Genomic DNA, 24,112 nt, shown 5'->3' with positions numbered 1-24,112 from the left:
CAGCCTGGCACCTCAGGCTCTTCCACGTGCCAGGATTGGATCAACTAGTGGCGATAGGGGATGCGCGCCATGGGTTCCACGAGCTCTCGCTCCTCATAGGACAGATGCGACAGCAACGTGTCCGTGAGCACGTCCACAGCGTCCTGGAGGTCGATGATCCTCTTCGGATCACTGACCACACCCACCAGCGCGGCGTCGACCCGTTCCAGAACGTCGTGAATGACCCGGTGCTCCTCGCTCAGCCGGTCCAGCACCGGCCCAAGCCGTTCGTCACCTCGACGCAGCTGCGGATAGAGCGACCGATCCTCCAGCGTGTGGTGGACGGTGATCAGCCGGCAGTAGCTCTCGCAGTACGCGCCCATCGTCCAGTTGTTCTGTCGCATGGTCATCGTGTTGATCTCCGACCGCGCGGCGCCGACGCCGAGAGTGCCGTCCGCGACCTGCTTCACCAGCGCGCGCACCTGGTTCAGCTCCTGCCGCAGGTGGTTGTGCACGTCGATCAGCTGCTGGCCGAGCGCCCGACCGGATGCCGTGTAGACGGCGTCCGCTTCAGGCGCCGGGCCTTTTGGGCGCTGCGACTCGTCCCACAGTCGTTCGTCTGACAGACGAATGCCGTTGTCCGGTGTGGGAGTCACACCGAGACGATCAGCCTTCTGCGGTGCCTGCCCGTTGCGTTCGTTGTGCACCAACGAGCGCACGGCCGGTGCGATCTCTTCTGCGTACCTGCGCAGTTCGTCGTCGGTCTCGACCATGAGGATGAACCCGCTGATGCCGTGCGTCAGCGCGAGTTCCGCGAGCTGCTCGGCGTTGAACGTGGGAGCGATGTTGTAGAGCCGTCGGACGTCCGCGGGCGATCGGCCGGCCTCCAGCGCGGCCTCGTCGATGATCGCGTTCATCCCGGCCAACTGCTCCGGCGGCGCGTACGGGCTCGACGGCAGCCACCCGTCGGCGCTGCGGCCGGTGAGCTGCAGCATCCGCTTCTTGTACGCCCCTAGCCAGATGCCGATGTCGTGCGCGGGCAACGGTCCGGGCTTGGCGCCGTTGAGCGAGTAGTGCTTGCCGGGCAACCGGATCCCGCGGCCGGGCGTCCACAGCGCCCTGATCACCGCGATGGCTTCCTCCAACGCCTCGACGGACTCCGCCGGCGTGCGATGAGGCCCGTCCATGGCAGCGATGGCGTCCCAGAACGCCCCGGTGCCGAGCCCGAGCTCGACCCGGCCGCCGGTGATGACGTCGAGACTCGCCGCCGCGCGCGCAAGCATCGCCGGTGGTCGTAGCGGCAGGTTCGCCACGTTGGGGAACACACGGACGTTGGTCGTCGACGCTGCGATGACCGACAACGACGTCCACGTGTCGAGGAACGCCGCGTTGTAGGGGTGGTCCTGGATGCTGACGAGCTCCAGTCCCAACGCGTCAGCGTCCTGCGCGAGCCGCAGCGTGTCGGCGAACCGGTCGGCGGCGGGCGGCAGGAACACACCGAACTCGAGCGAGTGGCCGTAATCTGGCATGCCGAAAGTATGCCACACAGATGTTCTGTGTTGCAGACGTTCTGCTCGGGCTATCATTGGCCTGGTGACCGCCCTGGACGAAGACTTCGGCTGGACCCTCGGTGTGGTCTTCCGCGCCTACATCAAGGCGACCAACGTGGCGGTCGGCGACCTGCCCGGCGGCCACCGCGGCTACCAGATCCTCACCGCCGCCACCCGTGACCAGCCAGAAAGCCAGTCCGCGCTCTGCCAGCAGCTGGGCATCGACCGCACGGTCATGACCTACCTGCTCGACGACCTCGAACGCGCGTCGCTGGTCGAACGCCGACCGGCGCCGACCGACCGCCGCACCCGCCTCGTCGTGGCGACCGAGACCGGTCGGACCCGCTTGGCCGAACTCGACCGGCGGCTGGCACTGGCCGAGGCGCACGTGCTGGCCGGGTTGGCGCCAGACGAGCAGGTCGGCTTGAAGGCGTTGCTCTGCAAGCTCGCCGCGCACGCCAACGCCGCGGACCCGGTGGGCGACGCCTGCCAGGTCGTGCAGGACATCGCCGCCAGCACGCCGCAGTAGTCCCTGCTCCGCATCGCCCAGCGCCGCGGCGTCCTCATCGGCCGTTGCGACCTCGCCACGGCACATCAGGTGACCACCGACTACCTGGAAGCCACCTTCGCCTCGTAGAACGTTCATCTCCGCCAGTCACACTGCGCGCCTCCAAGCCCCTGAGGAGGACCAGTGGTCCGGTTGTGCGCAGGCCTGGTGGCCTCCGTGTTGATCCTGTCGGCCGCACCCGCCGCGGCGACGGGATCCGCGCGGTTCCAGCGTTTCGACACGATGCCGGTGTTCCGGAACAGCGCGGCGGCCGAACACACCGCCGCCGAGATCGCCGCCGCCACCGCGGACGGCAAGCTGGTCGTCTACACCGACTCGCCCGCGCGCCGAATCGGGTTCGCCAAGGCAGGCCAGAAGCTCACGCCGGACGGCGTCCTGCCGATGCCCGGCGAGCCGACCTCGGTCGACATCCTCGGCGGCCTCGCGCTGATCGCGGTCAACACCTCGAAGTCGCACGCCGAACCGTCCGGCCAGCTGGTCGTCGTCGACCTCGGCAGACGCGCGATCGTCGCCACACACGACCTCGGCGGCCAGCCGGACTCGATCGACATCTCCAAGGACGGCCGCTACGCCGCCATCGCGATCGAGAACGAGCGCGACGAGGACGTCAACGACGGCGAGATCCCCCAGCTCCCCGCGGGCTATCTGACGATCGTCGACCTGGCCGGCCGCACGCCGTCCGCCTGGCAGCTGCGCGAGGTCGAGCTGACCGGCATCACCCAGGTGGCGCCGTCCGACCCGGAGCCGGAGTACGTCAGCATCAACGGCCGCAACCAGGTCGCCGTCACGTTGCAGGAGAACAACCACATCGCGATCGTGGACCTGCGCTCCGGCAAGGTCGTCCGTCACTTCTCCGCAGGCACCGCAACGGTTCGCGGCGTCGACACGAAGGACGACGGCAAGATCGCGCCCACCGAGACCATCACCGCCGCCCGCGAGCCGGACGCCGTCGCCTGGCTGGACGACCGCACGCTGGCCACCGCCGACGAGGGCGACCACGTCGGCGGCTCCCGCACGTGGACGATCTTCGACGCCTCCTCCGGCGACGTCGTGTTCTCCTCGGGCAACGAGCTCGACCAGATCGCGATCAAGCAGGGCCAGTACCCGGACGGCCGCTCGGACAACAAGGGCGTCGAGCCGGAAGGCCTGGCCGTGGCCACCTTCGGGCACGACCGATACGCCTTCGTCGGCATGGAACGCGCCAACCTCGTCGCCGTGTACGACGTGAACAACCCGCGCAAACCCCGCTTCCTGCAAGCACTGCCCACCGGCGTCGGCCCCGAGGGCCTGCTGCCGATCCCCGCGACCGGCACCCTCGTGGTCTCCGCGGAAGAAGACGCGGCCTCTGACGGCATCCGCTCGTCGCTCAGCGGCTACCGCCTGACCCGCAAGCCACTGGCGCTGTCGTTGGCACACAACCAAGGCACGCCGTCGATCGTGTCCGACGGCATCGGCTTCGGTGCCCTGTCCGGACTTTCCGGCATCCCGGGCAACTACCGCGACGTCGTCTCCATCACTGACGCCGCCTACAACCCGACCCGGATCCTGACCATCGACACCGTCTCCGCACCCGCGCGAGTCCGCCGCGAGCTCACGCTGACCAAGGACGGTCAGCCCGTCGGCTACGACGGCGAAGGCATCGCCGCACGCAAGGGCGGCGGCTACTGGCTCGCCGTGGAAGGAGACGGCAAGCAGAAGCCGAACCTGCTCGTCGAAGTGGCTGCCTCAGGCGCCGTCGTGCGCGAGGTTCCGTTGCCGGAAGCTGTCGCGAAAACCGCTACCAGCAACGGTTTCGAGGGCGTGACCGTGGCCGGGGAGCAGGTCTGGCTGGCCGTGCAACGGGAGTGGAAGGCCGACAAGCCCGGCCAGGCCACCCTGGCCCGCTACACCCCGGCGACCGGCGAGTGGGCTTTCGTCGCCTACCCGCTCGACACCCCACAGGCAGGCGCCTGGATCGGTCTGTCCGAGGTGACCGCGCTGAACGACCACACGTTGCTGATCCTGGAACGCGACAACCAGCGCGGCGACGCGGCCAAGTCGAAGAAGGTCTACCGCGTTGATCTCCGTGGCGTGACGCCGGTTGCCGCCGGCGCCGAGAAGCCGTTGGTGTCCAAGACCTTGGCCAAGGACCTGCTGCCTGCCTTGAGGGCAGACGGCGCCACCGCGCACGACAAGCCGGAAGGCCTGGCCGTGCTGGGCCACGGCCCGTTCCAGCGCCTGGTGGGTGTGGTCGACAACGACGGCCTGGACGACGCGCCCGGCGAGTCCGTGTTCCTGAGGCTCGGCCGGATCTAGTCGGTGCGCAGCCGCGCGTGCGTGTGGACGTCGTGCCACCCGTCCGCGTGAAGGAACGCGCTCCGGTGCGTGCCTTCGAGGCGAAACCCGAGCTTGGCGGCAACGCGGCACGACGCCGCGTTGCCCGTCGAGTGCTGCAGGAACATCCGGTGCAGGCCCACGACGTCGAACGACCACCGCGTCACGGCCAGTGCCGCGCGCACCGCAACCCCTGTTCCGCGCGCCTCGGGCAGCACCCAGTACGACAGCTGCGCCGAACCTTCTGACAACGAGATCGTGCGCAGCCCGACCTGGCCGACCGGTTCGCCCTCGTCGGTGATCGCCCAGCTGGCGTCGGTCTCGTCGTGCCAGGGCTTTTCCCAGCCAGCGGTCCACTCGCGGGCCTCGTCCCGGGAGTCCATGCGCCGCACGTGCCAGCGCTGGATTTCGGGGCAGTCGAACGCCTTCTGCACCGCCTCGGCGTCGCTCTCGCGCCACGGCCGCAGCACCAGGCCGTCAGCGTCGAGGTCCGGCTGCTTCAGGCTCTGCAGCGCACCGGCGGGGACAGCGGGTCCGACCAGGGAAGGCACCCGTTCATGATCGCACCGTCCCCGGAAGAGCGACCGACAAGCGCCTGGTCAACGCGCGACAGGCGTTTGTCTGCTTGTGCCCCAGGCAAGGCACCATGCAGACCTGACGGCGCGCAGTCGGTACAACCAAGGCCGGCCGAGCGGTCCGGTGCCCACGGAGGGGACATCGGCCTGCTCGGGGGTGAGCTCGGCCCGGCGGGAGGTCAGGAACTCGCGGACCTCCGTGCGGTTGTCCATGCCTTCACAGCAGGTGCCCGCCGTGGTGGCGGGGAGACTCTGCCAGTACCCCTCACCGCCGTTTCCGCAGTTCACGCCTGTGTCGAGGCGAGCTCGACGATGGTGATGTCCGAGGGCGCGCCGACCCGCACCGGTGGTCCCCACGTGCCGACACCGCGGGTGACGTAGAGCTGGGTGTCGCCGTAGCGCTCCAGACCGGCGACGGTCGGGTTCGCCAGCCCGGCGAGCAGCTGCCCCGGCCACATCTGCCCGCCGTGGGTGTGGCCGGACAGCTGCAGATCCACGCCGTAGCTCATCGCGTCGTCGATCACGACGGGCTGGTGGGCCAGCAGTACCGCCGTGCGGGACCGGTCGCGGTCGCCGAGGGCGCGGGCGAAGTCCGGACCGTGGTCCTCCCTTTCGCCGGTGACGTCGTTGACCCCGGCCAGGTCGAAGCCTGGCAACTCCGTGCGGGCGTTCTCCAGCGGGCGCAGCCCCAGTTCGCGCACCTTCTCCACCCATTGCGCGGCGCCGGAGACGTACTCGTGATTGCCCGTGACGAAGTAGGAGCCGTGCCGTGCCCGCAGATCTGCGAGTGGCTCGACCGCCGAGGCGAGGTCGGTGACCGAGCCGTCGACGAGGTCTCCGACGACGGCGATCAGGTCGGGCTGGGTGCTGTTGATCGTGTCGACGACCCGCTGGCTGAAGTCGCGGCCGAGGATCGGGCCGAGGTGGAGGTCGCTGACGACCGCGATCCGGAACCCGTGCGCTGTCCGGGGCAGTTTGGCCAGCGGGATGGTGAGCCGCTTGATCTGCGGACCGGCGAGGACGTTGTAGGTGCCGTAACCGGTCGTGCCGAGGGCGACCACCCCTGCGGCACCACCCACCACCCGTGAGACGAACCGGCGCCGTGAGAGCAGCGCAGGCGAGGCGAGACCGCTGGGGCCGGCCTCGGGTTCTGTCGCTGCGGCGTTCGGGAGCTGTGCCGGGTCGGGGTGGGAGACACCCGCCGACACCAGTTCGCTCTGGCGTGCCACGGTCTTCGGCGCTGAGGCCGCTGCCATCGCGTCTGCCAGGCGGGCATCGCGGCGCACCAACCACCGCAGCAGCACCGGCCTGACCGCCTCACCCACCGCCAGCGCCAGGAGCAGGTACAGGAACAGGGCCAGCCACATGAAGCCCGGCCAGTCCACGGCGCTCTCCCACGCGAACGGCAACCCCGGCATGTCGTCCCGGACCGCGGCCAGGCCGAGCACCGCACCCGCCACAACCACGACGGTGCCGGCGCGACGCCACGCCGAGCCTTCAGCGGTGGTGTCGCGCACGAGGCGACGCCAGAGATACCAGTGCAACGCACCAAACACGCCGACCAGCACTACGAGAACGAGAATCTGAACGATGATCACGCCGGTATGGCCTCAACTTCGGGTCAAAGGAGACGGTCGCCGCTGCCATCGGCGACGCTACGGCGGTTTCCAGCGGGCTGGCAGTCACTGCTAGTACCCCTATAAGCAGTGCCTCCCTCGCCGGGTCTTCCGCGGATCGTCAAGCGTCGAGCGTGAGGACATGACGTGGCCCGCCAGAGCGCCTCCAGCGACAGCGCCGCTGATCGTGGGCGCCGCCGGTTCCTGTTGGGCGCAGCCGGGCTGGCCGCGACCCCGCCGCTGGGCGGAGTGGCCAGTGGCGCACCGGACGAGCGAACGGGACGAGGCAACCGCGTCACCGCGGCCACCGCGGTGGCTGGGACATCGACGACTCGGGCCAGACGGCTGCGCACCGACCGCGTTGCGGAGAACCTCGACGCGTTCGACTTCGAGCTCACCGACGAGCAGATGACCCACATCGCCGCGCTGGACACCGGCAGGTCGATGTTCTTCGACCATCGCGATCCGACGATGGTCAGCCGGCTCGGCACGGCCCGCGTCGACTGAGCACCGGTCGAACGCGTCAACGTGCTTCGGCTAGAGATCCACTGCGACTGCGAAACGAGGACTGCCGACGGGAACAGCTTGATCTCGTCGCCGCTCGAAGTCCGCGACGCGGCTACGTGACTTCGTCATTTCCTGGAGGCAGCACTTTCACCGTCCAGTAGCGCCAGCGCGTTGCGGATGCCCTGCTCGAGGAGCTCGTCGGCGAGTTGCCGGTCGGTCAGAGCACGTGACAGCTGCAACGTGCCGACCATCAGGGCGTAGACGCTGAGAACCGTGGTGCGAGCCGACTGCGGATCATGTGGTGCGAGGCGGCCGGCGAAATCGTCGATGATCGCGAGCACGCTGTCGGTGTAGGCCTGCCTGGTCGGGTCCCCGCACCGGCCGATCTCGTCGAGCAGGGCCGCGGACGGGCAGCCCTCTTCCGGACTGTCGCGGTGCTCGGGGGAGAGGTACGCGCGGACGATCTGCTCCACTCCGGCGCGGCCGGGTGCGACGGCCGCGAGTTGCTCACGCTGGTCGCGCAGCTGGTCGGAGACCGCGGTGGCGACCAGGTCCTCTTTGGACTCGAAGTGCGCGTAGAAGGCGCCGTTGGTCAGTCCCGCGTCCGCCATGAGCGTGGCGACCCCGGAGCCGTCGATGCCGCTGCGCTTGAACCGGCGGCCCGCGGTCTCGATGATCCGCTGTCTCGTGGCCAGCTTGTGCTCTTTGCCGTATCGCGCCATGTGCTCCTCCGCTGCCCGCCCCGATGTTAGTACGATCATAATCTAAATCTGCCGGTTCTCTTGCTCTGGACCCCCGTCTCATCTTATGGTCGTACGATCGTAATCCAATGGCTGGAGGCCACGATGACAACAGCACCGCCTGCAGCGCTCGTGACGGGCGCGTCGTCGGGCATCGGAAAGGCGGCCACGCTCGCGCCTGCGAACGCCGGCTTCCGCGTGGTCGGCACGAGTCGGGACACCTCGAGGATCACCCCCAGCGACGGCGTGACGTTCCTGGACCTCGACGTCACCAGTGACGAGTCGGTCAGCGCCGTCGTGGGGCAGGTGCTCGAACGTTTCGGGCGCCTCGACGTCCTGGTGAACAACGCCGGAGTCGGCGCCAACGGTGCCGCGGAGGAGATCTCCGTGGCTCAGGCGCAGACGGTCGAGGGGTACTCCGAGTCACTGGACCACGAGGTCCGCGAACACGGCATCCAAGTCCTGCGTGTCCAGCCCGGTCCCATCAACACCCCGTTCGACGCCAGGGTGATCGCCACGGCGGCCACTGACCCCGATCCGAAGCGGCGCTACACCGCAGGCTCGACCGCTGCGCGCGTCAGTGTGCTTCGCCGCGTCGCCCCCGCGTGGGTCTTCGACAGGAGCGTCCGCAAGCTCAACAGGACGGTGGGCTGACATGCGGGCGTTCATCGTCGATCGCTATGGGAAGAGCGGCAACACCCTTCGGGCCGGCGACATGCCGGAGCCGGCGGTGGGTGACCACGACGTGCTGGTCCAGATCCACGCCGCGGGCGTCAACGCCCTGGACGCCAAGATCAGGGACGGGGAGTTCAAGCTCGTCCTGCCCTACCGCCCGCCGTTCATCCTGGGCAACGACGTCGCCGGTGTTGTGATCCGGATCGGTGCCGGGGTGCGGAAGTTCAAGCCCGGCGACGAGGTCTACGCGCGACCGGACAAGGACAGGATCGGCACCTTCGCGGAGCTCATCTCCGTCAACGAGGACGACCTGGCGTTGAAGCCGAAGCGACTCACGATGGAGGAGGCGGCCGCCGTCCCGCTGGTCGGCCTGACCGCCTGGCAGGCGCTGGTCGAGATCGCCGACCTGCGCAAGGGGCAGAAGGTCTTCATCCACGCCGGTGCCGGCGGCGTCGGCACGTTCGCGATCCAGCTGGCGAAACACCTGGGCGCCACGGTGGCCACGACGACCAGCGCGACCAACGTCGATCTGGTCAAGCGGCTCGGCGCCGATGTCGTGATCGATTATCGCAAGGACGACTTCGAAACCGTGCTGCACGACTACGACGTGGTGCTGAACAGCCTCGACAACGAGACGCTCAAGAAGTCCCTGCGCGTGCTGAAGCCTGGCGGAAAGCTCATCTCGATCTCCGGCCCACCGGACCCCGCCTTCGCCAGGGAGATCGGCAAGCTGTGGGTCCTGCGGCCGATCACGCGTGTCCTGAGTCATGGGATCAGGAAGGCGGCCCGACGTCGCCAGGTCAGCTACTCGTTCCTGTTCATGCGAGCCAGCGGGAAGCAACTGAGCGAGATCACCTCCCTCATCGACGCCGCGATCATCACGCCGGTCCTGGACCGGATCTTCCCCTTCGAGTCGACCAACGAAGCCATGACGTACGTCCAAACAGGACGCGCCAAGGGCAAGGTCGTCATCAAGGTCAAGTAGAAACCTGAGGAGACATCATGACCGTGATCACCGCTTACAAGGACACACCGACCAAGACCATCGACATCGGCGGAGAGACGTTCGCCTACCGGGAACTCGGCCCGGTCGGCGGCACGCCGGTGATCTTTCTCAACCACCTGGCCGCGGTGCTGGACAACTGGGATCCCCGCGTCGTCGACGGCATCGACAAGGTCACGCCGATCACTCTGCTCGACAGCGTGAAAGCCGCATTCACTTTCAAGGACCCCAAGGAGTACCTCTTCTTCACCCGGACGGCCAACGGCAAGGCGACGGCCCGGCAGTTCGTGAACCGGCTGAAGGAACGAACGGACAACCGCGACAAGCCGATCTCCGTCAGGGCGTTCCGCAACCAGCTCAAGGCCATCCACAACTGGGGACGTCAGCAGCCCTCCGACCTGACAGTCATCCAGCAGCCGGTCCTGGTGGCCAACGGTGACCACGACAGGATGGTGCCGAGCAGCAACTCCGCAGATCTGGCCCGGCGCCTGCCCAACGCCCAGCTCACGCTCTACCCCGACGCCGGACACGGCGGCATCTTCCAGTACCACGACGAGTTCGTCGCCGAAGCTCTGACGTTCCTCGAATCGTGACTGGATGCTGTTCTTCCTCAGGTCTGCCGCTGATCGGCAGACCTGGACGGCGTGAACCTGCGCACGTCATCCAGCAAAAATATGCTCGGTAGCGACCTATCGCTACCGAGCGCAACTATCCTGACCTGCAGAAAAGCTTGATCAAATCGGTGCCCCGGCAGGGCACACAGCAGATGGGAACAGCTCCGACCAGGGGTTTCTTGATGGGACGCCTCGTCGTGGAGCACCTAATGTCACTTGATGGGCGTAGTCGGGCAACTTCGGATGAACCCACAGCGCGGTGCCGACACAATGGAGGCTGACGATCGCCGGATCGGCCTGATGGTTGCCGTCACTACGGTTCGTTGACCTTCAACGCCGACTCGCGAGCGCCTGTAGCTCTCCGACTCGACGGCGCGCGGTTCCTGGCAGGATGCCCTGCCGTGGTCGTGAGCAAGAGTGCGGTACGGAAGCTGACCGACGCGAGGTCGTTCGAGCGAGGTGAGCGGTACTTCGCGGCCGGTCAGGTTCGGCGGGTGACGGTGGACGGATCGACCGTGACCGCCATGGTCGACGGCACCCGCACGTATCGGGTGCGGCTCGACGTCACACCGGCGGGCTTGAGCGGCCGGTGCTCTTGCCCATATGGGTCTGACGGCGTGTTCTGCAAACACTGCGTCGCCGCCTCGCTGGCGTGGCTGGACCACGGTGGTGAGGTCGGGCAGCAACGGCCGAAACCGCTGTCGGACAAGCGCTTGCGGTTGTTCCTGCGCGGCCGCGACCAGGAGTGGCTGATCGATCAGCTGATGACGGCCGCGAAGTCCGACCGGCTACTGCGCGCCCGGCTCGCTGCCGCGGCAGGCGACGAGGACGCCTTCGATGACCGGGACATCAGAGCCCGTCTGGAACGCGCCATCGATATCCCGGACTTCGTGGACTACGGCGCGGCGTACGGCTACTTCCTGCACGTCGGTGAGGCGTTGGATGAGGTCGAGCGGCTGGTTGACGCTGGGTTTCCCGATGCCGCGATCACCCTCGCCGAGTACGCGCTGGAACTGCTGGAGTCGTCCGCCGAGCGGGTGGACGACTCCGACGGTGGGCTCTCCGAGGCGATCGCCCGCGTAGAAGAGATCCATCTGGCGGCGTGTGAGATGGGCTCTCCGGACCCCGTCGAACTGGCCGGGCGTCTCGTCACGCGTGCGGTGAGCAGCGACCACGAGGTGTTCATCGACGTGTTGCCCGAGTACGAGGAGGTGCTCGGCGCGCCAGGCCTGGCCCGCTACCGCGAACTCGTCGAGGAGGCGTGGCGAAAGCTGCCGCCGAAGAAGCCGAACGACTACAGCGGCGGCCGATTCATCATCACCCACCTCATGGAGAACCTGGCGGAGTCGTCCGGCGGGGCGGACGGGCTGATCGAGGTGCTGGCAAGAGACGTGGCCAGCTCCTACGACATGCTGCGCATCGCCGAGCGGCTGTGCGCCGACGGCCGGGACGATGAGGCGCTGACCTGGCTGGAACGCGGCCTGACCGACTTCGCACCCGATTTTCGCCTGCGTAGTCTGGCTGCCGAGATCCACGTGCGTGCGGGTCGGCGCGACCAGGCAGGCGAGATGCTGTGGGCCAACTTCACCGATCGTCCCTCGCTGGAGGCCTACCGCGCGCTGCGTCAGGCCACGGCCGAGGGCTTTCCACCCTGGCGGGATCGTGCACGCACCTTCCTCGCTGACAAGCCGCCCGCCAAGGAGTCTTGGTCGTCGGGCCGCTCGACGCTCGTCGAGATCCTGCTGAGCGACGACGAGGTCGATGCCGCCTGGCAGGCCGCAGTCGATGGTGGTTGTACGGACGGCCTATGGCTCCGCCTCGCGCGTGCCCGCGCCGCGACGCACCCGGCCGACGCGATCCCGATCCTGCTACGCGCCGCCGACCAGGCGATCGAGGTCCGCAACCGCGACTCCTACCGGTCTGCAGCCCGCCTACTGGTCGATGCCAGGTCGCTGTTCACCCGCTGCGGCAGCGACGAGGAGTTCGGGAACCACATGGCTGCCCTGCGCGACAGCCACCGTGCCAAGCGGGCTCTGCGTGAGGAACTCGACCGGGCCCGCCTGCCCTGATGTCACGACGGTGGAAGGGAAACTCGGCTATGCAATGCCCGCCAGCGACGGGGCGGCAGCAGCACGGTCCCGCGCCTCGCCCTGCGGAGGTAGGTCCGGTAGCGAGCCTTGACCGGACTCTCGTGCCAATGCTGCTCGGTCATCTGCGTCCAAGCCTCCCCACACGCCTCCCTGCTCCGCCGCCGAGAGTGCCGTGATCGCACAAATCAGGCGGACCGGGCAGCATCGGCACACCGCCTTGCACGCCTCGGCGTCGTCCCCTGGCCAGGCCTCGATCCAATTCAGATCCTGTCGGCTCCGGCATGCCGCGAACTCATGCCATTCGGGCACGTTGATCAACCGTTGTTGCATCCTGTTCACAGGAATTTTCCTTCCGTTTGCATGTCAAGTGCGACACGCCGAACCTCAGCCACTCGATCCGGTGATTCGTTTCATGATCCGGTGGTTTGGTGCCGTATTTGGGGGTGTCTCGCACTCAAACGACAAGGAGCAAGTGCTGATGCGCGAATGTCTGCGGCCCACGACGTTGGAGGCCGTTGAACGTCAGTTCAACGAGCTGGCCGCACCTCCGCAGCCACTGACGCTGGACGGCTGCGCGATCGGGTACGGATTGCCGCAACCCCGCTCGATGAGCTGAGGATTCTGTTGCTGAAGCGCAAGACGGTGTGGCCTGCGAAGAACGCGGTGTGGGCCGAGCTGGTCCGCCGGGCACAGACAGAGCCTGAACCGTGGATCACGGTGGCCATGGGGATGATGATGCCGGCGCTCAAGAAGATCGCTGGTACGGCTGCGCGCAGCTTCCGGGGTGACATCGCCGACTTCGACTCCGAGATTGTCGAAGGAGTCCTGTACGCACTCAATTCGGTTCAGGCGGATTCTCCGACGGTCTACTCGTCGCTGCTCTTTATGGCGCGTAGGTACGGCCATGATGCGCGGATCAACGCGGACCGACTCAACGGTCGCAGTGGCAGTTACAACGAGACAACCATCGCGAGGCACCAGCCGCGTGCAGGTGGGCATCCTGATCTTGTTCTCGCACGTGCCGTGCGTGACCGCGTGCTGAGCAACGAGGAGGCGGGGCTCATCGCGGAAGCGCGCCTCGACGGTGAAGGAACCTCGCGCTTGGCCGAGAAGCGGGGCCTTTCGCCTTACTTGGTGCGTCGGCAACTGGCGCAGGCGGAGAGCCGCCTGGTGAACTTCTTGTCAGGCACGCTGCCGCACGCGGCGTAACTGACCTCAGATCGTGGTGGGGCACAAACGCCGTGGTCTGTGCCTCACCACGAAGGGTGACCGGATTGACGAATGGTTTTGGTCCATACAGGTGAGTTTGAAGGTCTTCGGGGGCAAACAAGTCGGTGCTCACGCATATGGTCGAGCTATGGCCGGTGGGGAGTACGCGATAGTGGGCGACCAGGACGAGGCGTTGTCGAGACGCCTCAAAGCGCTCGCCTGTACCGCACCACTTCATGGTCTGGACGCACGTAAGGGTCGCCTTGAACTGGCGGACGCTGATGTCTATCAAATGGCGGAGATCGCACTTCAGGCGATCGACCAGGTCACGATCGCGATGGATTTCGATCGCGGTGCCGACCATGACCAGGTCGTGGTTCGATTGCTGCCGTTCGTCGCGGCTCAGGCGCCCGAGCGTGGCCGTGCGGAGCACGAGAAGATCGCTCGTTGGGTGCTCGACAACTTGATCAATGTCGGTACGACGGATCGAGGATTCCGGTCGATCTACGGTGTACTCGGCAGTGATGGCGTGTACCAGCGCCGTTCGTTCGACTTCAAGCTGCTCATCGAACTGATGTCGCCTGAGGGCGACGTCTACCTGCGAGCCAGCGATGAGGCGATCAACGTCCTGGTCGGTGCGCTCGACACCGACGTCGAGTCGGCGCAGATCGCCGCCGAGGTCAAGCTCGAGAACCTCATCAAACGTGGCCGGCTGTCGGATGCCAGGCTGGCTGCGGAGCAGGCTCGATATCGGACCGTTCAGTACGCGGAGACGTTGCGGCGCAAGCTCGATGCGACCAGACGTGATGTACGCGCGGTCGACTGGGAGCACGAGGTTCCTGACCTCATTGAGGATGCGCTCGCGCACATACAGGGTCGCTTCCGCGCCGAGAACGCGATTCTGAAGAACATCACGGCTACGCGCGATGACGCGGAGGACATCGATCGAAAGCGGCGTGCTGCCGAGCTGGTCGAGATCGTTCGTGACTGCATCCGCAGGCACACCCAGCTCCAGGCGAGACTGCTGGAGGCAGGAGCGACGTTTCGCGCCGAGCAGGACCGGCAGCAGTTCGCCGGGACGGTGCGACGGTCAGCCGTCGACCTGTTCGGTCAGCTTCTCGTACCGAGCCTTGAACTTTCCCTGGCTGACGCCGCCGGGCCGACCGATGTGTTCTTCAAGGCAAGTGCCGGTGTGAAGGTCCCGAGTGCGCCCGGACTCAGCTCTCTCGTGCAGATGTTGTTGGTCCCTTCGGCAGAACGTGAGCACCTGGTCGGCGAAGTGCCAGAGCTTGACCTTGCCCCGCCATCCGATGCCGACCGCTACACCGAGGAGCACTGGCAGCAGTCAGAAGGACTGCTTGCCCTTGACGGTGCACCACGACGGTTGTCGGGTTTGCTGGACGAAGCCAGGGAGATCGACCCCGACCTGCCGAAGCTGGTGGCGCTGCGCGTCCTGCACGCCTTCTCGCCAGAGGTCAGCAGCGCGCGCATCCAAGGCGAAGAGTTGCTCTTGGTCGCGGTTGACGACGGCACACCGCTTGACGACGTGGAGTTCGGCGGCGCGGATCTCGTGGTGGTCCAGGCGCGGGTGGCAGGGGCCGGGAACGAGGAAGGTGGTGCGGCATGACGATCTCCGCCTTGGATGCCGAGGCAGCCGCAAGACTCGTGACCTTGGGGCTACGCCCGAAACAGCTGCCGATGCGAGACGCGGTGTATGCGGAGCTGGTGCGGCGCTTTCGTGAGGACGACGAGTTCAAGGACGTCGTGCACGCCGTCGCGGCGGGAATGGGCCTGCTTGTCCTCGATGTGGATCCGCGAACCGGCACGGTGCTGGCCGCCACGGACGACTCCGTCTTCGAAATGCGTATGGAGGATTACTCGAGGCGAGCCTTCACCGGCGAGCGGCAGGGGGTGCAGAAGGTGCTGCACGGCCTCATCCACCTGGCTGTTGCCGCGCTGGCGTTTCCTCGACCTGACGACCTGGCTGAAGACACCTACGTCGGCAGGGTGTCGGTCGAACAGATCGACGGAGTATTGCGTGAGGCATGCCGGATGCTCGACGAGCGGGCCCGTGCGGCGGAGGAGAACCAGGATCCACTGGATGATGCGCCTGAACTCGAACGGGCCTGGCGTGCATACATGCGGCGACCAGAGGTCGTCGCCACCAAGGACAACCGGCTGACGGCCGACTCGACCCGCGGCATGATCACGAAGGCACTGAAGTTCCTTGCCGAACAAGGGTTTCTGACGTTCGTGAACGGCGAACAGGGAGGCACCTACCGCACCACTCCCCGTTACCAGATCCAGGTTCGTGAGCTGGCTGCGGAGCGCGCCTTCAACGACCTCCTCGATCTTGGCGTCGTGTCCATCACCGACTCGACCGGCAGCTTGCACACCACGTCCACCGAGTCGATTTGAGGAGGAGTCCACTGTGTACGAGCTGACGAGGGTGCGACTCCATGCGATCGGTCCGGCCACCGCCCGGTACCAGGACATCGTGCTCGACCTTCGTGGCGTGGGGCTGCCTGTGCCCAAACCTGCGAAGCAGACGAGCTTGTTCTCGGACGATGAATCGAGCACCGTGCGACGGCCGTCGCCGGCCACCGTGTTGTTCCTGGAGAACGGCGGTGGCAAGTCGGTACTGATCAAGCTCATCTTCTCGGTGATCCTGCCGGGCCGTCGGCAGGTCGTAGGCACGACGAACACCCGTGTGCTGGAGAACTTCGTGGCGGCCAAGGACGTCGCCCATGTCGCGCTCGAGTGGCAGCACTCCGTTACCGGACAGCGAGTCATCACCGGCAAGGTGTCTGAGTGGCGCGGGCACGCGGTGTCGTCCGATTCCACCAAGCTCATCGACCGCTGGTATTCGTTCCGGCCGACGGAGTCGCTGGATCTGGAGTCACTTCCGTTGGCGCACGACGGTCGGCTCGTCACCCTCACCGGATTTCAGGATCGGCTCAACGAGGCCAGTCGTGCGCAACCTCAGCTGCAGTTCGCCTGGGAGAAACACCAGTCGGACTGGACGAGCCATCTGATCGACCTCGGACTCGATCCCGAGCTGTTCAGGTACCAGCGGGCCATGAACGCAGGCGAGGGTGAGGCGGCGGACGCGTTCAACTTCAAGACCGACCAGGACTTCGTCGACTTCCTGCTCAAGGCGGTGACAGTCGAGGACGATCCACGCGGTCTGGCCGAGGTACTCGGCAACTATGCAACACGGCTGTCCCAACGGACTGGTCTGCAGGCCGAACGTGACTTCGTAGCCGGTGCCCTGGACAAGCTGGGGCCGTTGGCGGTGCTGGAATCCGAAGCCGAGACCGCACGTGCCATCGCTCAGAAAGAGAGGAGCGGTGGCGAGCGGTTCGCGACCGAGGTGTCTGCTCGGCACGTTCATGAAGTCGACCTGCTGGCAGTGCTGCGAACGCACCATTCCGAGATCAAGGACGCCGAGCAGAAAGCAAACCTGGAACAGGATCGGCTCCAGTCCGTTGTGTACGAGCTACGGCGGCTCGTAGCCGAACTGCGGCTCGCCGACGCGGAACGGGTGATGTCCGATCTCAAGGAAGAACTTGAGAAGGCCAATCTGCGCTGGACCGCGTGGCGTGATACGCCGATCGAGCTGCGCTTCCGTGTGGCGCTGGACAAGACGGCCACACTTGAGGAGATCGTAGGGGAGAAAGAGGAGCTGGCCAGACCCGCGTTGCAGGCGAAGGACACCGCCGCCAAGCGGCTGGCCAGGGCACTCCTGGCGCTTGCCGTCGCAGCGGATGCCGATGCCGCCCGACACGACAGCCTTGCCGCGTCTGCCAAGACCGGAGCAGACAAGGCTCAAGAGGAACACAACGAGGCGATCGCCGAGGAACAGCGCCGGCTCGCAGCGAAGCGCGAGGCTGAGAACAAAGTCGCGCAGGTGCGGCGGGAGGTCGAGGACCAGGTCCAGGCCGGTGTGCTTGCCGCAGACGCGGATGTATCTGTTGACGCCGAGATGGCCAGGCAGAGCGCCTTGGGCGCGAAGCTGGAGGTCACCGAGGCGCACGAAAAGCTCAACTCGCTGCGGCAGGAGCACAAGCGCGCCATCGGCGATGTGCGTGCAGCAGAACGTGTTCGAGGCGATGCTCAGCGGTCGATGAAGGAAGCCGTTGGCAGAGTTGAGGAAGCGCAGAAGAAGGCCCTGCGTCTGACTGGTGACGAGCGGCTCATCGAGCTGTTGGGTGCCGAGAGCATCGCGCTCGACACCGACGCACAAGCCGCGAGCGAACAACTGGACGATGCGATCCGCAGCGCGGAAACAGAGCAGGTGATCCTGCGAGGCGAGAACGTCGATGACGAACGCGTCCTCGACGAGCTTGGCAAAGGTGGTCTCCTGCCCCCACCCGGCGATGTCACGCGAGCGCTGGAAGTCCTGGAGGGCTGCGGCATACCCGCGTATTCGGGCTGGCGTTACCTGTCGAACCTGGAGGTCGCGGAGCGAACGGAAGCGCTGGCGAGACTTCCCCATCTGATCAGCGGTGTGCTGCTCAACAGCGCTGATCATCTTCCGAAGGCCGAACGTGTCCTCGTTGAAGCGCGGCTGTTTCCTCGGTCCGTAGTCCCGGTCGGGGACACGGCCGCGATGCTGGAACTGGATGTGGCAGAACCGCCTGGTGTCGCCTTCCTGGTGCCGCCGAACCCCGCGATGTACGACGACGAGGCTGCCGAAGCCGAACGCGAAGCGATACAGGCGAACCACGCAGCTCGCAACGAACGTCTCAAGAGTCTGGCGACGCAGCTCGACAACGACCGACTGCTGTTGAACCTCGTACGGGCGTGGCAACACGACTATCCACCGGGCCGCCTCAACGAGCTTATCGAGGCGAGGGGCATTGCCTCGAACACTTTCGAGGAGAAGGACCAGCTGTACGAGGCCGCCCAGAAGGCAGCCGAGCTGATCGAGTCGGAAGAGAGCGACCTGCGGGAAGCGCTGCCACAACTGCGGCAGAACGAGACCGATACCCGCGAGCGCGCGGACCTGCTTGCCCGGCTCGCGAATCAGGTCGAACTGATTCCAGGCTGGACGGATCAGGCAGTCTCCGCTGGTCATCTCGCGGACGAGGCGCGGCAGCTTGCCGCAGATGCCGCAGGTCGGGCTCAGACCTTGCGGGAGAAGTCCGCCGAACATGTGCGGACCGCTGACGACCATCGGCGAACCGCACGAACCTGCCGCACTGAGTTCGGCCAGGTTCCCGGTGGGGGCGCGGTCACCGACGCTGATCCGGTACCCGCGGAACCGGTCGAAGTCCTGCGACAGACCTTCAGGTCCGCTGAGGCCGCCTACGATCAGGTTCGAGTCGGCAACGACCTCTTGACGGAGCTGGAGCACGCCAAGACGGAAGTATCCAACGCACGCGAGGCCGTCGAGGAGCTGCCAGAGCCCGAACGCGTCCTCATCGCAGAGTTCCTTGGCGGACCAGACGGAGCCGACGCGCCCGCAAGAGCGGCGGCAACCGAACGAGCGAAGCGCGCCGTCGACCAGCTCGGCGCCGAACACAGCGCCGCGGTCGCCCAGGTCGGCTCGTTGCGCACGGAGTTCAAGCAGCTCAAGCCTCAAGACCGCTCGCTCGATCCATACGGTCGTCCCAGAGACATCGCGCACGGCGAGCAGTTGATCTCCGAGGCGTCCGAGCACCGGGACGTGGCTGTCGCCGAGTACAGCGAGCTTCGCGACAAGCGGGCCGCGCTCGACGAGAAGGTCAGCGCCGCATCTGAGGCCGCCCAATGGTTCGGCAGTCTGGAGGAGTCCCTGGCGGATTTGTCCCCAGAGTTCCCAGACGAGACGACGCCCGCGTTCGTCGGGACCGTCGAAACCGCGAGGGCACGCCACGTCGCTCTGCGAAACGCGCTGAAGGACGCGAGCGACCTCTGCGCAGAAGCTGATGGAGCGGTGCGTGCGGCTGCCAGCGAGCTTGCGCGCTATGCGGCGCGCCCGGAGTTCGACAAGGTCGACAGTCATGTCCGGCGGCAGCTGCTGGCCGTCGGCCCCGACCAGCTTCCTCAGTACGCCGAGGAGTGGGAACGGGCGCTGCGACCGCGGTTGCGCACGCTCAACGACGATCTGGCGCAGATCGACATTCATCGCGCCGGCATCGTCGCGCGGCTGAAGGGAATGGTGGAAACTGCCCTCGGCACACTGCGCTCCGCGCAGCGCCTGTCCCGGCTGCCCGAGCACCTCGGTGACTGGTCGGGGCAGGAGTTCCTGCGCATCAAGTTCGAGGACGTGGAGGAGAACGTCCTGGTCGATCGGCTAGGTGACGTGGTCGACGAAGCGTCCGAAAAGGATGGACAGAACAAGAAGCGGGACGGACTCACGCTCCTGTTGCAAGGCGTCAAGGCGGCCATGCCCAAGGGCGTGCGAGTCGAGATGCTCAAGCCCGATGCGGTCCTGAGGACCGAACGGATGCGCGTGTCGGAGATCCGGGATGTGTTCTCCGGAGGCCAGCAGCTGACCGCCGCGATCATTCTTTACTGCACGATGGCCGCGCTGCGCGCCAACGACCGCGGCCACAGCAGACAACGACACTCCGGTGTGCTGTTCCTCGACAACCCCATCGGCAGGGCCTCCGCGGGCTACCTACTGGAACTGCAGCTGAAGGTTGCCGCGGCGCTCGGCGTACAGCTGATCTACACAACCGGCCTGTTCGACACGGACGCACTCAGCGTGTTCCCGCTGATCGTCCGGCTGCGCAACGACGCCGACCTGAGGAAGGGCATGAAGTACCTGTCGATGGACTCCGCCGTGAGCCGGCCGTTGGAGGAACTCGGCGAGCACGACGGCAGCGGCCGCCTCAGCGCGACCCGGCTCTTCACCCGTCCGGCTCAGCCATGATGTCGCCACGGGCGGAACGGGTCTCCTCGGCGCTGGCAGATTGGCCTCGGCGTCGCGTGACGCTGGAGGAGCTTTGGCAGGTGCTCGATGCCGCTGATCCGTCGAGCAGCGGCAGCTCCGGCCGAAGGCGCCTGCTGGCCGACACGCTCGACGAGCTGGCTTCGCTCGGCCTGGTCGAGCTGCCGTCGTCGCGCTCGTACGACAGGACCGCGAACCCACCGTTGCCTCGCTTCGTCACCCGGCCAGCCGTCGCAGCGCCGACGCGCAAGTCCACGGCCGTCATGTGGCATCCCAAGCTGGCCTGGGCCGCGTCGGCACGCCTGACAGCTGATCAGGAGCAGCTGCTGGTCAAGGTCAACCGGTGGCTCTTCCGCAGCCGAGGCGACCTCGTCGTGCCACTGCGCGAGCGCTCGCTGGAGATCCTGGGTGACGAGAAGGCACTGGACGGCAAGCTGGCGACGAGCCTGTTTGCAGAAGGTCGCCTGTCGCTCGACCTTCTCCGGGCTCGGCGGGCGGTGCCACGGCTGTACACCGAGCGCGTCGGCGTCGGCGATGTCCTGCTGGTCGTGGAGAACAGCGACACCTTCGACTCACTCGTCCGCGTGCTGACCGACCGACCGGGTCGCATCGGCTCCGTCGGCTGGGGTGCCGGTGGTGGCTTTGAGGCGTCTGTGCTGTCGATCAGCCCCGACGTGCGCGAGATCCTCTACTTCGGCGATCTCGATCGCGACGGACTGCGCATCCCCGCCAACGCTTCCCGTCTGGCGGTGCTGTCAGGCCTTCCGCCTGTACAGCCAGCTACCCCGCTCTACGACGCCCTGTTCGAGGTAGGGCAACCGCAACCAGGCCAGCCCGCGTTGTCGGAGAGTGTTGCTGGGCCTCTTGTCGAGTGGCTCGACCTGCCCCAGCGAGAGCCGGTCCGTGCCCTGCTTGCATCCGGCCGCCGGCTGGCTCAGGAGGCCGTTGGCCTGGCCTACCTGCAGAACAGGGCGGTCTCCTCGACCGCCCCGCTCCTCTAGTCGTACGTCCCGCGCTTGATTGCCCCGACGAACGAGGTCAGCGCGCCCGGTCCAACTCGCAGAGCTGGGCCGATCGGGTCCTTGCTGTCCCGAACTGCCAGCAGATGCACGCCGTTCCCGCCCAGCTCAACACACTCACCATTGGCTTGGGTGTACGTGCTCTTGCGCCAGGTCAGGCTGAGTGGATCATGGGCTGTGGCCATGCCACCCTCCACTTGATCGTTATGTGCTGAGCTCGGCCGCGACCCGGCGGATCAGCTTCGCTGTGCCGGTGCGGCCGAGGGCTTTCGCCCACACCCGATCATAGGCGAGTTGAAACCTCTGAACTTCGGGCTCGTCGTCCTGGAGCACAAAGAACGAGACGTTCTCGGAGAAGATCATCTCTGCCTCGGTGCTTCCGGGGAATCGCAGCGTGATGAAGTGCCTACCTGATGCCGGGTGGGCTCCTGCGGACCAGGGCAACACGCGAAGATCGACATTCGGAAGGTCGTGGTGAACCGCCAGAAGGTGGTCGAGCTGGCGTTTGAGCACGGCCCTGCCGCCTACTTCGCAGTGCAGTGCGGCTTCACCGAGGACCACCTGAAGCTGCAGCGGATTCTCGCTGGTCAGCCTCTCCTGCCGGGCCATTCGCAGTTCGAGGTAGCGCCCGACCTCTGCCGGCTCCACATAAGGATCCCCGCCGGAGATGAGGGCATGCGCGTACTCCTTGGTCTGCAGGAGGCCGTTCACGACATCACCTTCGACAACCTGGAGAAGGTCGGCTTCCTCCTCAAGATCGAGGTACTCGGCGAACGTCCTGGCCACCAGGTCGTAGTACGGCTTGGGTGGTGTGCCGCGCCGCCGCTTCTCCTTGGCCAGCAACACCATCTCAGTGATCAGGCCCTGCGGCGCGCCATAGAGCTCAAGTGCGGCCTTCACTCGGAGCGGTTCGGCGCTCTCGCCGCTCTCCATGCGGTGCACCGTTCCCATGCCGCAGAACAGCGCCTCGGCAACGCTCTCGATCGACAGGTTTGCCTCATTCCGCCAGGCGCGAAGCGTCCTCGCGAGCCTGCGGCGATGCAGGGCCTTGCCTGAGACGGCCAACGGTCTTCCTCCTTGTGGAGCAGTCGAGGACAGTTTGCCGCCAACCTGCCAATCGTGGGCATCGCCCAATAGGATGGAGTTAGGATGGAAGCTTCCAGCAAGGTTGCTTCCGATGGTAGTTCTGGTTGCATGCCGAGCGGAGGACTCACGGAACTGGCCGCACTCGCTCAAGATGGTGGCTGGATCTTCCCTTTGCGCGGCAACGAGGATGCGCCGCTCTTCGGAGTACGCGAAGGCGGCGAGGTCACCGAGACGATCTGCATCCGCTCGGAGAAGGAAGTGATCGTGGCGCGCCTGCTGACCGAGGACTGGCTGAACGCGCAGCGCGGAGGACTCCGGTGGGTGCTCTGGCATTTCACAGGTTCGCTCGCGGACGCGATCGGCGAACTCCGGACACTGCCACCACATGGCGCCCCGAAGGCGCCGAGACTCCGCATCGCCGCACCAAGTCAGCTGTGGACACCGGAGACGAGATGACCGAACCGAAGCACGCACGCCACGACGAGGTGCTCAGCGTTGCGTACCTGATCGAGCAGGGAGCCGCCGTAATCGGCGGAATCGCACCCGTCGAGCGAGAGGCTGGTCATGACCGGCTGATCGAGGAGAGCTCGACCTACTACCGTGCCGCACACGCCGCCTCGCGCGCGACCGGCCTGCTCTGGTTCGTGTTCGGCTTCGGCCTCTCGGCGTTCCTCGCCCTGACCGTCGGCTGGCCTCGCGTCGCGGTCGGGCTGAGCCTGGCGGGTTGCCTCGTCTCGGCGGGCGCAGTCGTGGTGCAACGGAGACCTCTGCACCGGTTGCTCGACTCACTGACCGGCGCCGACCTCGCTGGCTCGTCAGGCGTGCACCGCTTCCTGTGACCATTGTCGGTCGTCTTGTTCTGATATGAAGCACTTGCGGCCAGGCGTGCGAGGCAGAGTGGGGCGGGATCGATTCCATCTACCCTTCTCGACTGGCCTGGCCTGTTGTTGAAATACTCGGTCTGTTATCGTTTCGATGACTGCGGGTTGATCGATGGATCCGAAAGAATTCGATTGAGCGATAGGAGTTGGGGTGTGTTCGAGTGCCCATCGAGCTGGAATGAGACCACTGTAGGGGAAGTGCTGGTGGAGCGACCCAAAAATGGGTACAGTCCTAAACCGTCGGATTCGTTTTCTGGCGTATATATGCTGGGGTTGGGTTGCCTAACTGACGAAGGATTCAATCCGGTACAGCTTAAGTATGCGCCATCCGGCGACCCGTTCGTCGAGCGTGCCATCCTTGCTGACGGCGATCTCTTGATTAGTCGCGCTAACACGAGGGTGCTCGTGGGCATGGTGGGGCGGTATTTCGATATCGGGCATCCATGTATATATCCAGATCTGATGATGCGCCTCCAGGTCGATAGTGTGGTGCGGCCGGAGTTTCTTGAGCTGCTACTTAGGTCGGCGCGGTGTAGGCGGCAGATTCAAGCGCTCGCGTCGGGCACGTCCGAGAGTATGGTAAAAATCAGTTCCGAAACAGTTATGGGGATAAAGATTGCAATACCGGAAATTGATGAGCAGGACAGAATTGTAGACGCTCTGACATTGGTTGACGAATCGGTCCGATCGATGGAATTCGAAGTGGCTAAACTTCGAAGGATTAAGGCGGCGATGGTCGACGATCTGTTGACTGGGTCCGCGTGAAGTAGCAAGGACGCAGTTGGGGTACGCCTGTCATCCCGTGCT

At 66.1% G+C, this 24,112-nt stretch carries 23 protein-coding genes; 16 read left to right on the top strand and 7 right to left on the bottom strand.

The window, feature by feature from the left end; all coding sequences use genetic code 11:
• Positions 1-44: 44 nt before the first annotated feature.
• Entirely contained in the window at positions 45-1,508 is a 1,464-nt protein-coding gene (locus LFM09_RS03580) for an LLM class flavin-dependent oxidoreductase (RefSeq protein ID WP_414094785.1), read from the bottom strand.
• A 64-nt stretch (positions 1,509-1,572) separates the two neighbouring features.
• On the opposite strand from LFM09_RS03580, the gene LFM09_RS03575 reads away from it, so the two are divergent.
• Positions 1,573-2,058 carry a MarR family winged helix-turn-helix transcriptional regulator gene (locus LFM09_RS03575; protein WP_414094784.1) on the top strand — a complete coding sequence of 162 codons (486 nt, stop codon included), beginning with the start codon at positions 1,573-1,575 and terminating at the stop codon, positions 2,056-2,058.
• 162 nt (positions 2,059-2,220) lie between these two features.
• The gene (locus tag LFM09_RS03570; protein ID WP_414094783.1) at positions 2,221-4,392 is read left to right on the top strand and encodes an esterase-like activity of phytase family protein; all 2,172 of its coding nucleotides are present in this window, start codon (positions 2,221-2,223) and stop codon (positions 4,390-4,392) included.
• Here LFM09_RS03570 and LFM09_RS03565 read toward each other — a convergent pair.
• Entirely contained in the window at positions 4,389-4,961 is a 573-nt protein-coding gene (locus LFM09_RS03565; RefSeq protein ID WP_414094782.1) for a GNAT family N-acetyltransferase, read from the bottom strand. The genes LFM09_RS03570 and LFM09_RS03565 overlap by 4 nt on opposite strands.
• Positions 4,962-5,269: 308 nt before the next feature.
• A complete protein-coding gene (locus tag LFM09_RS03560) occupies positions 5,270-6,583 on the bottom strand; it encodes a metallophosphoesterase (RefSeq protein ID WP_414094781.1) in 1,314 nt (437 codons plus the stop codon).
• 165 nt (positions 6,584-6,748) lie between these two features.
• Between LFM09_RS03560 and LFM09_RS03555 the strand changes: the two genes are divergently transcribed.
• Positions 6,749-7,108, top strand: coding sequence for a hypothetical protein (locus LFM09_RS03555; RefSeq protein ID WP_414094780.1), 360 nt, complete (start codon positions 6,749-6,751; stop codon positions 7,106-7,108).
• 125 nt (positions 7,109-7,233) lie between these two features.
• Here LFM09_RS03555 and LFM09_RS03550 read toward each other — a convergent pair whose 3' ends face one another.
• Complete coding sequence (locus tag LFM09_RS03550; RefSeq protein WP_414094779.1) at positions 7,234-7,830, bottom strand: TetR/AcrR family transcriptional regulator; 597 nt, start codon at positions 7,828-7,830, stop codon at positions 7,234-7,236.
• A gap of 123 nt (positions 7,831-7,953) precedes the next feature.
• On the opposite strand from LFM09_RS03550, the gene LFM09_RS03545 reads away from it, so the two are divergent.
• The 4 genes from LFM09_RS03545 to LFM09_RS03530 all read left to right on the top strand — a co-directional run bounded on the left by LFM09_RS03545 (position 7,954) and on the right by LFM09_RS03530 (position 12,209).
• Positions 7,954-8,502 carry an SDR family NAD(P)-dependent oxidoreductase gene (locus LFM09_RS03545; RefSeq protein ID WP_414094778.1) on the top strand — a complete coding sequence of 183 codons (549 nt, stop codon included), beginning with the start codon at positions 7,954-7,956 and terminating at the stop codon, positions 8,500-8,502.
• Position 8,503: 1 nt separating this feature from the next.
• The gene (locus LFM09_RS03540; protein WP_414094777.1) at positions 8,504-9,508 is read left to right on the top strand and encodes an NADP-dependent oxidoreductase; all 1,005 of its coding nucleotides are present in this window, start codon (positions 8,504-8,506) and stop codon (positions 9,506-9,508) included.
• 17 nt (positions 9,509-9,525) lie between these two features.
• A complete protein-coding gene (locus LFM09_RS03535) occupies positions 9,526-10,119 on the top strand; it encodes an alpha/beta fold hydrolase (RefSeq protein ID WP_414094776.1) in 594 nt (197 codons plus the stop codon).
• 422 nt (positions 10,120-10,541) lie between these two features.
• Positions 10,542-12,209 (top strand): SWIM zinc finger family protein, encoded by a 1,668-nt coding sequence (locus tag LFM09_RS03530; protein ID WP_414094775.1) that lies wholly within the window; start codon positions 10,542-10,544, stop codon positions 12,207-12,209.
• 27 nt (positions 12,210-12,236) lie between these two features.
• Here the strand turns inward: LFM09_RS03530 and LFM09_RS03525 are convergent, their stop codons facing one another.
• Positions 12,237-12,560 (bottom strand): WhiB family transcriptional regulator, encoded by a 324-nt coding sequence (locus LFM09_RS03525; protein WP_414095151.1) that lies wholly within the window; start codon positions 12,558-12,560, stop codon positions 12,237-12,239.
• Between the two features lie 148 nt (positions 12,561-12,708).
• Here LFM09_RS03525 and LFM09_RS03520 point away from each other — a divergent pair, with 148 nt between their 5' ends.
• From LFM09_RS03520 to LFM09_RS03495, 6 genes are all read left to right on the top strand, one after another.
• A complete protein-coding gene (locus tag LFM09_RS03520; RefSeq protein WP_414094774.1) occupies positions 12,709-12,846 on the top strand; it encodes a hypothetical protein in 138 nt (45 codons plus the stop codon).
• Between the two features lie 8 nt (positions 12,847-12,854).
• Positions 12,855-13,439, top strand: coding sequence for a hypothetical protein (locus tag LFM09_RS03515; RefSeq protein ID WP_414094773.1), 585 nt, complete (start codon positions 12,855-12,857; stop codon positions 13,437-13,439).
• 148 nt (positions 13,440-13,587) lie between these two features.
• Positions 13,588-15,066: a hypothetical protein gene (locus LFM09_RS03510; protein ID WP_414094772.1), complete on the top strand. Its 1,479-nt coding sequence runs from the start codon at positions 13,588-13,590 to the stop codon at positions 15,064-15,066.
• The gene (locus LFM09_RS03505) at positions 15,063-15,857 is read left to right on the top strand and encodes a hypothetical protein (protein WP_414094771.1); all 795 of its coding nucleotides are present in this window, start codon (positions 15,063-15,065) and stop codon (positions 15,855-15,857) included. The genes LFM09_RS03510 and LFM09_RS03505 overlap by 4 nt, the downstream gene beginning before the upstream one ends.
• Positions 15,858-16,164: 307 nt before the next feature.
• On the top strand, positions 16,165-20,301 hold the full coding sequence (locus LFM09_RS03500; protein ID WP_414094770.1) for a hypothetical protein: 4,137 nt from the start codon (positions 16,165-16,167) through the stop codon (positions 20,299-20,301).
• 56 nt (positions 20,302-20,357) lie between these two features.
• Positions 20,358-21,320 carry a hypothetical protein gene (locus LFM09_RS03495; RefSeq protein WP_414094769.1) on the top strand — a complete coding sequence of 321 codons (963 nt, stop codon included), beginning with the start codon at positions 20,358-20,360 and terminating at the stop codon, positions 21,318-21,320.
• Here the strand turns inward: LFM09_RS03495 and LFM09_RS03490 are convergent.
• Positions 21,317-21,523, bottom strand: a complete 207-nt coding sequence (locus LFM09_RS03490; RefSeq protein ID WP_414094768.1) for a DUF397 domain-containing protein — start codon at positions 21,521-21,523, stop codon at positions 21,317-21,319. The genes LFM09_RS03495 and LFM09_RS03490 overlap by 4 nt on opposite strands.
• A 19-nt stretch (positions 21,524-21,542) precedes the next feature.
• Positions 21,543-22,403: a DUF5753 domain-containing protein gene (locus LFM09_RS03485; RefSeq protein WP_414094767.1), complete on the bottom strand. Its 861-nt coding sequence runs from the start codon at positions 22,401-22,403 to the stop codon at positions 21,543-21,545.
• A 129-nt stretch (positions 22,404-22,532) separates the two neighbouring features.
• Between LFM09_RS03485 and LFM09_RS03480 the strand changes: the two genes are divergently transcribed.
• The 3 genes from LFM09_RS03480 to LFM09_RS03470 all read left to right on the top strand — a co-directional run bounded on the left by LFM09_RS03480 (position 22,533) and on the right by LFM09_RS03470 (position 24,070).
• Positions 22,533-22,880, top strand: coding sequence for a hypothetical protein (locus LFM09_RS03480; RefSeq protein WP_414094766.1), 348 nt, complete (start codon positions 22,533-22,535; stop codon positions 22,878-22,880).
• A complete protein-coding gene (locus LFM09_RS03475; RefSeq protein ID WP_414094765.1) occupies positions 22,877-23,263 on the top strand; it encodes a hypothetical protein in 387 nt (128 codons plus the stop codon). Before LFM09_RS03480 ends, LFM09_RS03475 begins: the two co-directional genes overlap by 4 nt.
• Positions 23,264-23,458: 195 nt before the next feature.
• The gene (locus LFM09_RS03470) at positions 23,459-24,070 is read left to right on the top strand and encodes a restriction endonuclease subunit S (protein ID WP_414094764.1); all 612 of its coding nucleotides are present in this window, start codon (positions 23,459-23,461) and stop codon (positions 24,068-24,070) included.
• The last annotated feature ends 42 nt before the right edge of the window (positions 24,071-24,112 follow it).

Source organism: Lentzea alba, assembly GCF_047445655.1.
GTDB lineage: Bacteria > Actinomycetota > Actinomycetes > Mycobacteriales > Pseudonocardiaceae > Lentzea > Lentzea alba_A.
Note: the sequence above shows the minus strand (reverse complement) of the source record. Positions and strands in the feature narration are given on the sequence as shown.